The sequence below is a fragment of the Streptomyces sp. NBC_01445 genome, from assembly GCF_035918235.1.
Lineage (GTDB): Bacteria > Actinomycetota > Actinomycetes > Streptomycetales > Streptomycetaceae > Streptomyces.
Genome location: NZ_CP109485.1, coordinates 1463309 through 1479991 on the forward strand (window position 1 = coordinate 1463309; position 16683 = coordinate 1479991).

At 71.5% G+C, this 16683-nt stretch carries 10 protein-coding genes; 9 read left to right on the top strand and 1 reads right to left on the bottom strand.

The annotated features are described in order from the left end of the window. Positions 1-2 precede the first annotated feature (2 nt). Complete coding sequence (locus OG574_RS06950; RefSeq protein WP_100593040.1) at positions 3-1499, bottom strand: sugar ABC transporter ATP-binding protein; 1497 nt, start codon at positions 1497-1499, stop codon at positions 3-5. A gap of 213 nt (positions 1500-1712) precedes the next feature. On the opposite strand from OG574_RS06950, the gene OG574_RS06955 reads away from it, so the two are divergent. From OG574_RS06955 to OG574_RS06995, 9 genes are all read left to right on the top strand, one after another. Continuing rightward, on the top strand, positions 1713-4928 hold the full coding sequence (locus OG574_RS06955) for an alpha-L-rhamnosidase (protein WP_326772372.1): 3216 nt from the start codon (positions 1713-1715) through the stop codon (positions 4926-4928). An 84-nt stretch (positions 4929-5012) separates the two neighbouring features. After that, the gene (locus tag OG574_RS06960) at positions 5013-7643 is read left to right on the top strand and encodes an alpha-L-rhamnosidase-related protein (RefSeq protein WP_326772373.1); all 2631 of its coding nucleotides are present in this window, start codon (positions 5013-5015) and stop codon (positions 7641-7643) included. A gap of 138 nt (positions 7644-7781) precedes the next feature. After that, positions 7782-8981 (top strand): L-rhamnose isomerase, encoded by a 1200-nt coding sequence (gene rhaI, locus OG574_RS06965; RefSeq protein ID WP_326772374.1) that lies wholly within the window; start codon positions 7782-7784, stop codon positions 8979-8981. A 5-nt stretch (positions 8982-8986) separates the two neighbouring features. Further along, on the top strand, positions 8987-11029 hold the full coding sequence (locus tag OG574_RS06970; protein WP_326778387.1) for a bifunctional aldolase/short-chain dehydrogenase: 2043 nt from the start codon (positions 8987-8989) through the stop codon (positions 11027-11029). Continuing rightward, entirely contained in the window at positions 11026-12516 is a 1491-nt protein-coding gene (locus OG574_RS06975) for a rhamnulokinase family protein (protein WP_398376936.1), read from the top strand. The genes OG574_RS06970 and OG574_RS06975 overlap by 4 nt, the downstream gene beginning before the upstream one ends. Before the next feature lie 74 nt (positions 12517-12590). Beyond that, positions 12591-13346: a (Fe-S)-binding protein gene (locus OG574_RS06980; RefSeq protein WP_326772375.1), complete on the top strand. Its 756-nt coding sequence runs from the start codon at positions 12591-12593 to the stop codon at positions 13344-13346. Further along, positions 13343-14833: a LutB/LldF family L-lactate oxidation iron-sulfur protein gene (locus OG574_RS06985; protein WP_100593034.1), complete on the top strand. Its 1491-nt coding sequence runs from the start codon at positions 13343-13345 to the stop codon at positions 14831-14833. The genes OG574_RS06980 and OG574_RS06985 overlap by 4 nt, the downstream gene beginning before the upstream one ends. Further along, the gene (locus OG574_RS06990; RefSeq protein WP_326772376.1) at positions 14830-15483 is read left to right on the top strand and encodes a LutC/YkgG family protein; all 654 of its coding nucleotides are present in this window, start codon (positions 14830-14832) and stop codon (positions 15481-15483) included. The genes OG574_RS06985 and OG574_RS06990 overlap by 4 nt, the downstream gene beginning before the upstream one ends. Before the next feature lie 22 nt (positions 15484-15505). Continuing rightward, entirely contained in the window at positions 15506-16669 is a 1164-nt protein-coding gene (locus OG574_RS06995) for an ABC transporter ATP-binding protein (RefSeq protein ID WP_326772377.1), read from the top strand. The last annotated feature ends 14 nt before the right edge of the window (positions 16670-16683 follow it).

Consider the following 16683-nt stretch of genomic DNA (forward strand, 5'->3'; position numbering starts at 1 on the left):
CATCACGCCGCCCTCCCCGTCGCCGCGGCCATCACGGACTCCTCCGTCGCCTCGGTACGCGGGATCTCCGCCGTGAGGCGGCCCTCGTGCATGACGAGTACGCGGTCGGCCATGCCGAGGATCTCCGGCAGGTCTGACGAGATCATCAGCACCGCGACGCCGTCCGCGGCGAGTCCGGACAGCAGCCGGTGCACCTCGGCCTTGGTGCCGACGTCGATGCCGCGCGTCGGCTCGTCGACGATCAGCACGCGGGGGCCGGTGGCGAGCCACTTGGCGAGGACGACCTTCTGCTGGTTGCCGCCGGACAGGGTGCCGACCGCGTCGGCGATCCGCGCGTACTTGACCTGGAGCTTCATGGCCCAGTCCAGTGAGCGGCTGCGCTCGGCCCCACGGTCCATGAGTCCGGCCCGCGCGGTCGTGCGCAACCCCGTGAGCCCGATGTTGCGTTCGATCGACATGCCCATCACGAGGCCCTGGGCGCGCCGGTCCTCGGGCACGAGGGCGAGTCCGGCGGCCATAGCGGTGCTCGGGGCGCCGTTGACGAGCGCGCGGCCGTCGACCTCGACGGTGCCCGCGTCCCGGCGGTCGATGCCGAAGACCGCCCGGGCGACCTCACTGCGACCGGCGCCGACGAGCCCCGCGAGGCCGACGATCTCGCCGCGCCGCACGTCGAACGACACGTCGGTGAAGACGCCTTCGCGGGTGAGGCGGCGCACGCTCAGGGCGACCGCGCCGATGTCGGTTGCCTGCTTGGGGTAGAGCTCGTCGAGGTCGCGGCCGACCATGCGGCGTACGAGATCGTCCTCGGTCAGGCCCTCGACGGGTTCGCTCGCGATCAGGGTCCCGTCGCGCAGCGTCGTGACGCGCTGGCAGAGCCCGAAGATCTCCTCCAGGCGGTGGGAGATGAAGAGGATGGCGGAGCCCTGTTCGCGCAGGGTGCGCACCACGGCGAAGAGGCGGGCCACTTCGCTGCCGGTGAGCGCGGCGGTCGGCTCGTCCATGATCAGGACCCGGGCGTCGAAGGAGAGCGCCTTGGCTATCTCGACGATCTGCTGGTCGGCGATGGACAGGCCGCGCGCGGGCTGCTCGGGGTCGAGGTCGACGCCGAGGCGCGCGAAGAGCGCGGCGGCCGCGGCGTTGACCGCCTTGTGGTCGATCCGGCCGAGGGAGCGGCGGGGCTGGCGCCCCATGAAGATGTTCTCGGCGACGGAGAGGTCCGGAAAGAGCGTGGGCTCCTGGTAGATGACCGCGATCCCGGCGTCGCGGGCGTCGGCGGGTCCGTGCAGGGTGACGGGCTCGCCGTCGATGAGCACGGTGCCGGCGTCGGGCCGGTGGACCCCGGCGAGCGTCTTGATGAGGGTGGACTTCCCCGCGCCGTTCTCTCCGGCGAGGGCGTGTGCCTCTCCGGCGTGGAGCTGCAGGGACACGCCGTGGAGGGCGCGCACGGCACCGAAGGACTTGTCGAGTCCCTCTACGGCCAGGACGGGGGGCTCTCTCATGGGAATGGCACCGATCGGGTCTGAAGAGCTGACTATGAAAGGTTTCAAACAGATTGCACGGAAGCTAGCCCCGTACCAACAGCGGCGTCAATGGTGGGGACTTGGAAATCCGTCAACCCGTTGCGACGCTGCGGCAAACCCTTGACAGGCCACTTTCGTCACTCTAGCTTCCCTCCCTGAAACGATTCATAGCCGAGTCGTATGGAGCCGAGTGTGATCAGCAGAAGACGACTGCTCAGCACGACCGCGACAGCCGCCCTGGGGACGGCCATCGCCTCCGCCGCACCGGGAGCCGCGCAGGCCGCGCCCGCCTCGGGAGCCGCCGCAGGGGCTCGGGCCGCGAAGGCCGTGCGCGTGAGCGCGCCCACCGTCGAGTACGTGAGCCACCCGCTCGGCCTCGACGTGCCGCATCCCAGGCTGAGTTGGCCCTTGGAGTCGGACGAACCGGGCCGGGCCCAAAGCGCCTATCAGATACGCGTCGCCACCACCGCGAGCCGCCTCGGCGACCCCGACGTGTGGGACAGCGGAAAGGTCGACTCCCCCGAGTCCACCCTCGTCCCCTACGCGGGCCCCGCCCTGGCCGCGCGTACCCGCTACTACTGGTCGGTCCGAATCTGGGACACCACGGGCCGGGCCTCCGAGTGGAGCGAGCCGTCCTGGTGGGAGACCGGTCTGACCGCCGCGTCGGACTGGTCGGCCCGGTGGATCGGCGCGCCCGCGGCGCTGATCGGGACGCCCGCGCTCGACGACGCCTCCTGGATCTGGTTCCCCGAGGGCGACCCGGCCGCCGGCGCCCCGGCGGGAACCCGCTACTTCCGCGGCCGTGCCGACGTACCCGAAGGCCTGACCCGGGCCCGCCTGGTGATGACCGCCGACGACGGCTACACCGCGTACGTGAACGGCACCGAGGTGGCGCACGCCGACCCGGACGGCCCGGCGGAGAACTGGCGCCGCCCGGCCGTCGTCGACGTCACCGCCCAACTCCGCTCCGGTAGCGCCGTGCTGGCCGTCGCCGCCGTCAACGCCACGGACAGCCCCGCCGGCCTCCTCGGCCTCCTGGAGCTGACGACGGCGGACGGGGTGAAGACCTTCGCCACGGGCGCCGACTGGAAGGCCGCCGACCAGGAGCCCGCCGGTGACTGGAAGTCGGCCGGCTTCGACGACTCCTCGTGGAAGGCGGCGAAGGCGCTCGCGAAGTGGGGTTCGGGCCCGTGGGGCAAGGTCGCGCCGTCGCACTCCCCCGCCGCCCAGCTGCGCCACGAGTTCCGGCTCAAGGGCAGGTCCGTCGCGCGGGCGCGCCTCTACGCGTCGGCGCTCGGCCTGTACGAGGCCCACATCAACGGCGAGCGGGTCGGCGAGGACCGGCTCGCACCGGGCTGGACGGACTACCGCAAGCGCGTCCAGTACCAGACGTACGACGTGACGAAGCTGGTGAAATCCGGGGCCAACGCGCTCGGGGCGACCGTCGCCGCCGGCTGGTACGCCGGGAACATCGCCTGGTTCGGTCCGCATCAGTACGGCGAACGGCCCGCGTTCCTGGCCCAGTTGGAGGTCACGTACACCGACGGTTCGACCGAGCGGGTGCTGTCCGGCACGGACTGGCGCGCCTCGACCGGACCCGTCACCGAGGCCGACCTGATGGCGGGCGAGGAGTACGACGCGCGTCTGGAGACCGACGGCTGGACGCGCGCCGGGTTCGACGACTCCGGCTGGGTAGCGGCCGCCGCCGTCGACAAGGTGAGCGCGGCCCTCGTGGCCGAGGCGGGCGGCCCCACCCGCCTCGAACGCGACCTGCCCGCACGGAAGATGACCGAGCCGAAGCCCGGCGTGTTCGTCTACGACCTCGGCCAGAACATGGTCGGCGCGGTCCGCCTCACCGTCGCCGGGAAGGCCGGCACCACCGTGCGGCTGCGGCACGCCGAGGTCCTCAACCCGGACGGCACGATCTACACCGCCAACCTCCGGACGGCGAAGGCCACCGACACGTACACGCTCAAGGGCGGCGGCAAGGAGACCTACGAGCCGCGGTTCACCTTCCACGGCTTCCGCTACGTCGAGGTGACCGGCTACCCCGGCAAGCCGCCGCTCAACGCCGTCGTGGGGCGGGTCATCCACACGTCGGCGCCCTTCACCATGGACTTCTCGACGAACGTGCCGATGCTCAACCAGCTGCACCAGAACATCACTTGGGGGCAGCGCGGCAACTTCGTCTCCATCCCCACCGACACTCCGGCACGCGACGAGCGGCTCGGCTGGACCGGCGACATCAACGTCTTCGCGCCGACGGCCGCCTACAACATGGAGTCGGCCCGCTTCCTCACCAAGTGGCTCGGCGACCTGCGCGACGGCCAGAGCGACGAGGGCGCCTTCACGAACGTGGCCCCCGACATGCCCGGCGTCGGCAACGGCGTCGCGGGCTGGGGCGACGCGGGCGTGACCGTCCCCTGGGCGCTGTACCAGGCGTACGGCGACACGCGCGTCCTCGAACAGTCCTGGGCGTCGATGCTGAAGTGGCTCGACTACCTGGAGAAGCACAGCAGCGGTTTCCTGCGCCCCGCCGAGGGCTTCGGCGACTGGCTCAACCTCCAGGACGAGACGCCCAAGGACGTCATCGGCACGGCCTACTTCGCCCACGCCGCCGACCTCGTCGCGCGGGCGGCGAAGGCGCTGGGCAAGGACCCGGCCCCGTACACCTCGCTGTTCGGCAGTGTGCGTGACGCGTTCCGCGCGGCGTACGTCTCGGACGGCGGCAAGGTGAAGGGCGACACGCAGACCGCGTATGTGCTCGCGCTGTCGATGGACCTGCTCGCGGAGGCCGACCGGGGTCCCGCCGCCGACCGTCTCGTCGCTCTCATCAAGGCCAAGGACTGGCACCTGTCGACGGGGTTCCTCGGCACTCCGCGCCTGCTGCCGGTCCTCACCGCGGCCGGTCACACCGACGTCGCCTACCGGCTGCTCGTCCAGCGGTCGTTCCCCAGCTGGGGCTACCAGATCGACAGGGGCGCGACGACGATGTGGGAGCGCTGGGACTCCATCAGGCCGGACGGCAGCTTCCAGGACGCCGGGATGAACTCGTTCAACCACTACGCGTACGGCTCGGTCGGCGAGTGGATGTACGCGAACATCGCCGGTATCGCGCCGGCCGAGCCGGGCTTCCGCAAGATCCTCGTGCGGCCACGGCCCGGTGGCGGGATCACGCGAGCGGAAGGGCGCTACGACTCCGTCCAGGGGCCGATCAGCACCAAGTGGTCGGTGGACTCCGACGGGTTCCGGCTCACGCTCACCGTGCCGGCCAACACGACCGCCGAGGTGTGGATCCCCGCTTCCGACGCGGCCGAGGTCGCCCACGGCGCGGCGAAGTTCCTCCGCATGGACGACGGGTGTGCCGTCTTCGCGGCGGCGTCCGGCACTCACCGCTTCTCCAACTGACGTACCGCGAGGCCCAGATGAGCCCATGCCTAAATCGATTCACTCCTGCCCGGTCCCGGTGCGGGCAGACGGAGGCACACAGACGTGACGGATGAAGTGAAGACAGCACAGGGGCCCGACCGGCGCGCCGTGCTCGGAGCGGGTGTGGGCGGGGCGGTGCTGGCCGCGGCCGGGCTGCCCCTCCTGGGCCCGGGAACGGCCGCGGCTGCGACGCCGGTTCAGGGATCGGCCGCCGGACCGGTCGCGGATGCGGCCTGGCACCGCTACGTCCAGGCGCCGTCCAGCCGTACGGTGCGACCGGTACGGATCGTCCGGTCCGCCGGTGACGTGACGCGTCCCGACGCCCTCCTCGAACCCGGCGGCCAGGTCACCGTCCTGCGCCGCCCCGAGCCTCCCGCGCCACCGCGCTGGCCCGACGGAACCACCGCGGAAGGCTCCACCACGCACGCCGGCAACAATGGAGGGGACGGCCAACCGCGCACGTACGACGCGCAGCACGCCGTCGACGCCGACCTCGACACGTTCTGGAACGACGACACCGAGCGCGCCTTCCCCGACACCCTGACGGTGACGGCGCCCGATGCGCTCACGCTGTCGGGCCTGACCGTGGTGTCCGACACGGACGGCGTCCCCACCGACTTCACTGTGGACGCCTGGGTGGACTCGGACTGGCGGAAGGTCGCCGCCGTCACCGGCAACAGCGCGGTGCAGCGCGCCGTCCGCTTCGACGCGCCGGTGTCCACGGCGCGGGTGCGGATCACGGTCACGTCGGCCCAGGACCTCGGGCGGGGCGTGTTCACGCGGATCAACGAGGTCTGGCCCGAGGCCGTGGACCCGGTGGTGGCGCCGAGCGTGACGCTCGACTTCGGCAAGGTCGTTGTCGGCTACCCGATGGTCGACTTCGCCTCGGCGTCCGACAACCACCCGGGGGTGCGCCTCGCCTTCTCCGAGACGCTCCAGTTCCTCACCGACCGCTCCGACTTCACCCGCAACGACCAGGCGGGCGGCGCCTCGAAGGGAACGGACCAGTACGCCGTCCCTGCGGGCGGCGCCAAGTGGACGGACCGAAAGGGCTACGCCTCGGGCGGCGACAAGGTGTACGCGGACGGCCTGCACGGCTTCCGCTATCTCAGGATCACGCTGGACGCGCTGCCGTCCGACGCTCCCGCCGCACAGCCGTGGGGCACCGTGGCCGTGGACTCCGTGTCGCTCGACTTCACGGCGTATCTCGGCACACCGCAGTCGTACCGCGGCTGGTTCCTGTGCTCCGACGAGGAGCTGAACCGCTACTGGTACGGCGCCTCCTACACGAACGAGCTGGTCGTCGACACGTTCCGCGAGGACGACGTGGACCCGCGGGACGCCTTCAGCGCGTCGCTCGACGGGAAGCTCGTCCTGCACGACGGCGCGAAGCGGGACCGTGATCCGTACGTCGGCGACGTGGCGGTGGCGGGGCGCACCCTCTATCTCACGCACGACGACGCGGCCGAGGCCGCGCGCAACGTGCTGGCGGACCTCGCCGAGCACCAGCGGGCCGACGGCTGGATCCCGCCGGCCTCCATCAACCACTACACGCTCCCGCTGTTCGACTACCCGCTGTGGTGGGTGACGTGCAGCTGGGACTACGTCCTCTACACCGGCGACAAGGACTACGCCGAGCGCTACTACCCACAGCTCGTCGAGGTCCTCGACACGTGGTACCCGAGCGTGACGGACGACGCGGGCCTGCTGAGCAAGGGCCTCAACGGCACGTCCGGGTACGGGGATTACGCGTTCCTCGGGCGCACAGGGCGCATCACCTACTACAACGCCAACTATGTGCAGGCGCTGAGGGACGCGGCCCGTATCGCGGAACACGTGGGCCATGACGCGGACGCGGCGCGGTGGCGGGAGCGGGCGGACAAGGTCGCCCAGGCGGTCAACACGCATCTGTGGGACGAGGCGGCGGGCGCCTATCTGGACTCCGCGACCGGCGCCGTCCGGCACGCGCAGGACGGCAACGCGATCGCCATCACGTCGGGCGTCGCGGGCGCGGAGCGGGCGGCGTCGGCTCTCGCCCACCTGGACACGACGACGAAACGCCGGTACGGCAACGCCTTCATGGACAACGACACCCTCTTCGGCGGTGCCTCCCAGCGGGTGTACGCCTTCACCTCGTACCCGGAGTTCGTGGCGCGCTTCGAGAACGGTCTGGCCGACTCGGCGATCGACCAGATCAAGCGCACCTACGGGTGGATGGAGAGCCACGACCCCGGCATCACGCACTGGGAGGGCATCGGCCCGAACGGCTCGCTGTACGAGGGCGCGTACACGAGCATGGCGCACGGGTGGTCCACCGGAGTGCTGCCCGCGCTCACCCATCAGCTGCTCGGCGCCAAGCCGACCTCGCCTGGGTACGCCGCTTGGGAGGTGCGTCCGTGCACCGGCTCGGTGCGCTGGGCGCGGGGTGAACTACCCACACCACACGGGCCGTTGGCGGTGGAATGGGAGCGTGAGGGCGACACGTTCGCCTTGACCGTACGTGCGCCGCGGGGCACTCGGGGGGCCCTCGCGCTGCCCACGGACGGCCGGGGCGCGACCGTGCGTTCCGGCGGGCGGACGCTCTGGCGGGACGGCAGATCCGCGGCGCCCGGGGTGCGCCTGGACTCCGGCCGTGTGACGGTCTCCGGTCTCGCGCCGGGCACCCACCGCTTCACGCTGACGCACGCGAGCTGAACTGTGCCTGCGGCCTGGGCGATCGGGTCGCAGGCGCGTCACCGACAAGGCCGTGCGGGGCCGTTGACACACCCCGCACGGCCCTTTAGCGTCAGGCTTTGAATCGTTTCACAACGATCGTTCGTTCACAGGAGAGACATGACCGGGTCCACAGCACACGAGGCGCGGACAGCGGCCGCCAAGGCCGTCCTGAAGCGCCAGTCGATCGAGACACCGTCCTGGGCATACGGAAACTCGGGCACCCGCTTCAAGGTGTTCGCCCAGGCCGGCGTGCCCCGCACCCCGCGGGAGAAGCTCGACGACGCCGCGCAGGTCCACGCGTTCACGGGGGCCGCGCCGACCGTGGCGCTGCACATACCGTGGGACCGCGTCGAGGGCGGACCCGAGGGATACGCGAAGCTCGCCGCGTACGCCGAGGAGCGCGGCGTGAAGCTGGGCGCGGTCAACTCCAATGTCTTCCAGGACGACGACTACAAGCTGGGCAGCGTCACCAACCCGGACCCCGCGGTGCGGCGCAAGGCCGTCGGCCACCTCCTGGAGTGCGTCGACATCATGGACGCCACCGGCTCGCGCGATCTGAAGCTGTGGTTCTCCGACGGCACCAACTACCCCGGCCAGGACGACCTCAGGGACCGCCAGGACCGGCTCGAAGAGGCACTGCGGACCGTGTACGAGCGGCTGGGCGACGACCAGCGCATGGTGCTCGAGTACAAGCTCTTCGAGCCCGCCTTCTACGCCACCGACGTGCCCGACTGGGGCACGTCGTTCGCGCACTGCCTCAAACTCGGCGAGAAGGCGCAGGTGTGTGTGGACACCGGGCATCACGCGCCGGGCACCAACATCGAGTTCATCGTCGCGTTCCTGCTGCGGGAGGGCCGGCTCGGCGCGTTCGACTTCAACTCGCGCTTCTACGCGGACGACGACCTGATGGTCGGCGCGGCGGACCCCTTCCAGCTGTTCAGGATCCTGTACGAGGTGCGGCGGGGCGGCGGTCTGGACGCCGACTCCGGGATCGCGTTCATGCTCGACCAGTGCCACAACATCGAGGCCAAGATCCCCGCGATCATCCGCTCGGTGATGAACGTCCAGGAGGCGACGGCCAAGGCGCTGCTCATCGACACCGGGGCGCTCGCGGCGGCGCAGCGGGAGGGCGACGTGCTGGCGGCCAACGGGGTGCTGATGGACGCGTACAACACGGACGTGCGTCCCCTACTGGGGGAGGTCAGGGAAGAGCTGGGGCTCGACCCGGATCCCATGGCGGCCTACCGGCGGTCAGGATGGCAGGAGCGGATCGTGAAGGACCGCGTCGGAGGCGTACAGGCCGGATGGGGGGCATGAGCGACATGGCGGAGCAGCACGCATGCGTGAACGAACTCCTCGAACGTTCACACCGGTTGGGCGCGGATCCGCGCAATACGAACTATGCGGGGGGCAACACCTCGGCGAAGGGCACGTCGACCGACCCGGTGACCGGCGGTGACGTCGAGCTGATGTGGGTCAAGGGCTCGGGCGGTGACCTGGGGACACTCACGGCCGACGGGCTCGCGGTCCTGCGCCTGGACCGGCTGCGCGCGCTGGAGGGCGTCTATCCGGGGGTGGAGCGCGAGGACGAGATGGTCGCCGCGGTCGACTACTGCCTGCACGGCCGGGGCGGCGCCGCGCCGTCCATCGACACGGCGATGCACGGCCTGGTGGACGCGGCGCACGTGGACCATCTGCACCCCGACTCCGGGATCGCGCTCGCCTGCGCCGCGGACGGGGAGAAGCTGACCGCCGAGTGCTTCGGCGACACCGTGGTGTGGGTGCCGTGGCGCAGGCCCGGGTTCCAGCTCGGCCTGGACATCGCCGCGGTCAAGGAGGCCAACCCGCGCGCGATCGGCTGTGTCCTCGGCGGTCACGGCATCACGGCGTGGGGCGACACGGCACAGGAGTGCGAGCGGCGTTCCCTGCACATCATCCGTACCGCGGAGGCGTTCCTCGCCGAGCGGGGCAGGGCCGAGCCGTTCGGACCGCTGCTCGCGGGATACACCGGCGCAGGACCGGCGGCGCGAAGGGAGCGGGCCGCCGCGCTCGCCCCGTTCATCAGGGCGCTCGCCTCGCAGGACCGCCCCCAGGTGGGCCACTTCGACGACTCGGACGTCGTGCTCGACTTCCTGTCGCGCACCGAGCACCCGCGCCTCGCGGCCCTCGGCACGTCCTGCCCCGACCACTTCCTCCGTACGAAGGTCAGGCCCCTGGTCCTCGACCTGCCGCCGTCCGCCCCCCTGGACGAGGCGGTCGCGCGCCTGAAGGAGCTGCACGCCGAGTACCGCGAGGAGTACGCGGCCTACTACGCGCGGCACGCGGGCCCGGACTCGCCGGCGATGCGGGGAGCCGATCCGGCGATCGTGCTCGTGCCCGGCGTCGGCATGTTCAGCTTCGGCAAGGACAAGCAGACGGCGCGCGTCGCGGGCGAGTTCTACGTCAACGCGATCAATGTGATGCGGGGCGCCGAAGCCGTGTCGGCGTACGCGCCGATCGAGGAGTCGGAGAAGTTCCGCATCGAGTACTGGTCCCTGGAGGAGGCCAAGCTCCGGCGGATGCCGAAGCCCAAGCCGCTCGCCACGCGGGTCGCGCTCGTGACGGGCGCGGGCAGCGGCATCGGGAAGGCGATCGCCCGCAGGCTCGTGGCGGAGGGCGCGTGCGTGGTGGTCGCGGATCTGAACGGGGACAACGCGGCTGCCGTGGCCGAGGAGTTGGGCGGCCCCGACAAGGCGGTGGCCGTCACGGTCGATGTGACGTCGGAGGAGCAGATCGTCGACGCGTTCGGGGCGGCGGTCCTGGCGTTCGGCGGGGTCGACCTCGTGGTGAACAACGCGGGCATCTCCATCTCGAAGCCACTCCTGGAGACCACGGCCCGGGACTGGGACCTCCAGCACGACATCATGGCGCGCGGCTCCTTCCTCGTCTCGCGCGAGGCCGCCCGTGTCATGCGGGCTCAGGGGCTGGGCGGCGACCTCGTGTACATCGCCTCGAAGAACGCGGTGTTCGCGGGCCCGAACAACGTCGCGTACTCCGCGACCAAGGCCGATCAGGCACATCAGGTCCGGCTCCTGGCAGCCGAGTTGGGCGAGCACGGCATCCGGGTCAACGGGGTGAATCCGGACGGTGTGGTGCGCGGTTCCGGGATCTTCGCGGGCGGCTGGGGGGCGCAGCGCGCGGCGACGTACGGGATCGAGGAGGAGAAGCTCGGCGAGTTCTACGCGCAGCGGACCATCCTCAAGCGCGAGGTGCTGCCGGAGCATGTCGCGAACGCGGTGTTCGCACTGACGGCCGGGGACCTCACGCACACGACGGGGCTGCACATACCCGTGGACGCCGGCGTCGCCGCGGCCTTCCTGCGATGAGCTCCGTGGCGAGGGGTCCGGTGGGGGCGCGCGAGGGCGCGTTCGCCGCGGTCGATCTGGGTGCCTCCAGCGGGCGCGTCATGATCGGCCGGGTCGGCCCCGGCAGCCTCGGCCTGGTGGAGGCCCACCGCTTCCCCAACCGTCCGGTGCGGCTTCCGGAGGGGCTGCGCTGGGACGTGCTCGGCCTGTACGCGGGTGTGCTTGACGGGCTGCGGGCCGCTGGGGCGACGGCGGGCGGGCGGCTCGCGTCCGTCGGTATCGACAGCTGGGCCGTGGACTACGGCCTCCTCGACGCGGACGGCGCGCTGCTCGGCCAGCCCGTGCACTACCGCGACGGGCGCACCGAGGGCGTGGCGGAGAAGGTGTGGGCGAGCGTGCCGGCGGCAGAGCTGTACGCGGCGACTGGGCTGCAGTACGCGCCGTTCAACACGCTCTACCAGCTCGTGGCGGCACAGGGATCCGCTCAACTGGCGGCTGCGCGCCGCCTGTTGCTGATCCCCGATCTGATCTCGTACTGGCTGACCGGCGAGCAGGGCACTGAGGTGACCAACGCCTCGACGACCCAGCTGATCGACCCGCGCACCGGTGAGTGGGCATCCTCGGTCGCCGAGCGCCTCGGAGTCGATCTCGGGCTCTTCGCGCCGCTGCGGCGGCCCGGGGACCCGGCGGGGCAGCTGCTGCCGGAGGTCCTGGACGAGACGGGGCTGACGGGTCCGGTTCCCGTGACGGCCGTCGGCTCGCACGACACGGCCTCCGCGGTGGCCGCCGTCCCAGCCGCACCCGGCGAGCGGTTCGCCTACATCTGCACCGGCACCTGGTCGCTGGCCGGTCTCGAACTCGACGCCCCTGTCCTGAGCGAGGCGAGCCGCGCCGCGAACTTCACGAACGAGCTGGGCCTGGACGGCACGGTCCGCTATCTGCGCAACATCATGGGCCTGTGGCTGCTCCAGGAGTGCCTGCACGCCTGGGGGGATCCCGAACTGGGAGCGCTGCTGCGGGAGGCGGGGGACGTCGCGCCGCTGCGGTCGGTGGTGGACGCCGGGGACGCCGCGTTCCTCGCCCCGGGCCGGATGCCCGAGCGCATAGCCGAGGCGTGCCGGGTCACGGGCCAGCCCGTGCCCCGCACCCGGGCCGAGACGACCCGGTGCATCCTCGACTCCCTGGCGCTCGCGCACCGGCGGGCGATCGCCGACGCGGCACGCCTGGCCGACCACGCGGTCGACGTCGTGCACATCGTGGGCGGCGGCGCCCGTAACGCCCTGCTGTGCCAGCTGACCGCCGACGCGTGCGGTCTCCCGGTGGTGGCGGGCCCGGCCGAGGCGGCGGCCCTGGGCAACGTACTCGTGCAGGCGCGCGCCCATGGCCTCGTCGGCGACCGGGAGGCCATACGCGAACTCCTCGCCCGCACCCAGTCCCTGACCCGGTTCGAACCACGGGGGAACCACGCCGCGTGGCGGGCCGCCGAGCGGCGTCTCACCGAACGGTGACGCCAGGTGTCTCCCCTCCGGGCCGCCTGCCGCGTACCCTGCACCCATCCGATGATCGATACGAAGGGGCCGCGATGCGCGTCGCACTGTTCCTGACGTGTGTCAACGACACGCTCTATCCGGACACCGGCCGTGCGGTGGTGAAACTCCTGACCAGGCTGGGTGTCGACATCGACTTCCCGATGGGGCAGACCTGTTGCGGGCAGGCGCACTACAACACCGGCTATCGCCATGAGGCGGAGCCGCTCGCCCGGAAGTTCTCCGATGTATTCGGTGAATACGACGCGATCGTGACGCCGTCGGGGTCATGCGGGGCGATGGTGCGCGAGCTGTATCCGCGGATGGGCGAGCGCGCCCGCGCGGAGGGCCGCGGCGACGGGCTCGCGGCCACTCTGGCGCCGGTCGTGCCGAAGACGTACGAGCTCACCGAGTTCCTGGTGGACGTGCTCGGCGTGACGGACGTGGGCGCGTACTACCCGCACACGGTGACGTACCACCCGACGTGCCACGGCCTGCGCTCCCTCGGCCTCGGCGAGCGGCCCTACCAACTGCTCAAGGCGGTCAAGGGACTTGAGATCAAGGAGCTGCCGGGTGCGCAGGAGTGCTGCGGGTTCGGGGGCACGTTCGCGGTGAAGAACTCCGATGTCTCGGCGGCGATGGGAGAGGACAAGGTCCGCAACGCCGGGTCGACCGGCGCCGACGTCCTGTGCGCGGCGGACAACTCCTGCCTGATGCACCTCGGCGGCACGATGTCCCGCCTGCACACCGCGATGCGCCCCGTCCACATCGCGGAGATCCTGGCGAGCACGGAAGAGGAGCCCCTGTCATGAGCGGCAGTACCTTCGTCGGCATGCCTGCATTCCCGAAGGCCGCCCATGAGGCCGTCGGCAACACCACCCTGCGCGCGAACCTCCGGCACGCCACACACACCATCCGCGACAAGCGTGCCAAGGCCGTCGCGGAGCTCGACGACTGGGCGCTCCTGCGCGAGGCCGGCAAGCAGATCAAGGACCACACGCTCCGCCATCTCGACACCTACCTCGTGCAGTTGGAGGAGGCGGTCACCGCGGCGGGCGGCGTCGTCCACTGGGCCGCCGACGCCGACGAGGCCAACCGGATCGTGACGCGCCTGGTCAAGGAGACCGGCGAGTCCGAAGTGGTCAAGGTCAAGTCGATGGCCACCCAGGAGATCGGACTGAACGAGGCGCTGGAGGCCGAGGGCATCCACGCCTACGAGACCGACCTCGCCGAACTGATCGTGCAGCTCGGCCACGACCGCCCCTCCCACATCCTCGTCCCCGCGATCCACCGCAACCGCGGCGAGATCCGCGACATCTTCGCCAAGGAGATGGGCGCGTGGGGCCGCCCCGCCCCCGAAGGCCTCACCGACACACCCGCCGAGCTGGCCGAGGCCGCGCGCCTCCACCTTCGCGAGAAGTTCCTGCGCGCCAAGGTCGGCATCTCCGGCGCCAACTTCATGGTCGCCGAGACCGGCACCCTCGTCGTCGTCGAGTCCGAGGGCAACGGCCGCATGTGCCTCACCCTCCCCGAGACCCTGATCTCCGTCGTCGGCATCGAGAAGATCGTCCCCACCTGGCGCGACCTCGAAGTCTTCCTCCAGACGCTCCCCCGCTCCTCGACAGCCGAGCGCATGAACCCGTACACGTCGATGTGGACCGGCACCAGCGACGCCGAGACCGCGGACGGCCCGCGCGCCTTCCACCTCGTCCTCCTCGACAACGGCCGCACCGACACCCTCGCCGACGAGGTAGGCCGCCAGGCCCTGCGCTGCATCCGCTGCTCGGCCTGCCTGAACGTGTGCCCGGTGTACGAGAGGGCCGGCGGGCACGCATACGGCTCCGTCTACCCCGGCCCCATCGGCGCGATCCTCAGCCCTCAACTGAGGGGCACGGCCAGCGAGATCGACGCCTCGCTCCCCTACGCCTCCAGCCTGTGCGGCGCCTGCTACGAGGTGTGCCCGGTCGCCATCGACATCCCCGAGGTCCTCGTCCATCTGCGCGAGCGGATCGTGCAGGGCGGGCCGGCCACCCGGCACGGCAACAGGGTGGTCCTGAAGCCGGCGAAGGGGCATGCGGCTGAGCGGGCGGCGATGCGCGCGGCCGGCTGGGCGTTCACCCACCCCGGGGCGCTGCGCGCCGGCCAGCGCGTGGCCTCGCGCACGCGCCGCTTCCATCCTCGTACGCTCCCCGGTCCCGGCCGGGCCTGGAGCGCGACGCGGGATCTGCCGCTGGTGCCGGCGGAGCCGTTCAGGGACTGGTGGCAGCGCACGCACGGCGACAAGGAGAGCGGCAAGTGAGCAGCAGGGACATCATCCTGGGCCGGGTGCGGCGCGCGCTGGGCGAGGCGCCCCGGGGCGATGCGCCGGAGTCGTACGAGACGGCCGTGGACCGGGAGTACCGGCGCGAGCACGGCGCCCGGACCACCGAGGAGACCGTCGACCTGCTCGCGGAGAACCTGGCGGACTACCGGGCGATCGTGCACCGCACGGACCCGGAGGAGCTGCCCCATCTGATCATGCGGCTGCTCAACGAGCGGTGGCCGGACACCGTGCTGGTACCGCCGGGGCTGCCGCCCGAGTGGATGTCGGCCGCCGACCCGCCGCGTATCCACGACCGCGCGGTCAGCACCGCCGCGGAGCTGGACCGGTCCGGGGCCGTCGTCACCGGCTGCGCGGTCGCCATCGCCGAGACGGGGACGATCGTGCTCGACGGCTCGCCCGACCAGGGCCGCAGGCGCATCACGCTGATCCCCGATCACCACATCTGCGTCGTCCGCGTCCCGGACCAGGTCGTCTCCTCCGTCCCGCAGGCCCTTGAACGGCTCGACCCCACGCGTCCCCTGACGTGGATCTCCGGTCCGTCCGCCACGAGCGACATCGAACTCGACCGGGTCGAGGGCGTGCACGGCCCACGCACCCTGGAGGTGGTGCTGGTGAGCGGGGGGTGACGGACGCGGCTAGCGTGAGGGAATGATCCGGTTCGACCAAGTCACCAAGCGGTACGCGGACGGCACCATGGCCGTGGACGACCTGACCTTCGAGGTCGGCGAGGGCGAACTGGTCACCCTGGTCGGCCCGTCGGGCTGCGGGAAGACCACCACGATGATGATGGTCAACCGGCTCATCGAACCCACGTCCGGCCGGATCTTCGTCGACGGTGAGGACATCTCCGAGGTCGACCCGGTCAAGCTGCGCCGCCGCATCGGATACGTCATCCAGCAGGTCGGCCTCTTCCCGCACCGCACGATCCTCGACAACACGGCGACCGTGCCCGCGCTGATCGGCTGGAAGAAGTCCAGGGCGCGTGCCCGGGCCGCCGAGCTGCTCGACCTGGTCGGACTCGACCCGAAGCTGTACGGGTCCCGCTACCCGGAACAGTTGTCGGGCGGCCAGCGCCAGCGCGTCGGCGTGGCCCGCGCGCTCGCCGCCGACCCGCCGGTGCTCCTGATGGACGAGCCGTTCGGCGCGGTCGACCCGGTGGTCCGCGAGCAGTTGCAGGACGAGTTCCTGCGGATGCAGGCCGCCGTGCGCAAGACGGTTCTCCTGGTCACGCACGACATCGAGGAGGCCGTCAGGCTCGGCGACCGGATCGCCGTGTACGGGCAGGGCCGTATCGAGCAGTTCGACACGCCGGGTGCGGTGCTCGGCACGCCCGCGACCCCGTACGTCGCCGAGTTCGTCGGCGCCGACCGTGGTCTGAAGAGGCTCTCCGTGACGGAGATCGAGCCGGACGACCTGGACCAGCCCGCGGTGGCCCGCGCGGGCGAGCCCGCCCGGGACGCCGCTGCCCGGCTGCGTGACGAGGACGCGCGCTGGGCCGTCGTCCTCGACGCGGACGGCGATCTGCACGGCTGGGTGGGCATCGACGAGGTGTCGCTCGCGGGCGAGGACGGGCTGGTCGGCGACCTGGCCCACCGCATGAACGCCTGGGTCCCTGTCGGCGCCCCGCTCAAGCAGGCGTTCGGGGTGATGCTCCAGCACGACGCGGGGTGGGTCGCCGTCCTCGACGGCGCCCGCTTCCTCGGCGTGCTGACGCCGGCGAAACTCCATGAGGCGCTGCGCCGCTCGGTGGACGCGGACGCCCGGGGTGTGGCGCGGGACGAGGTGAGTTTCGACTCGGTCGCCGACGCGTGACGGGCCCGCCCTCT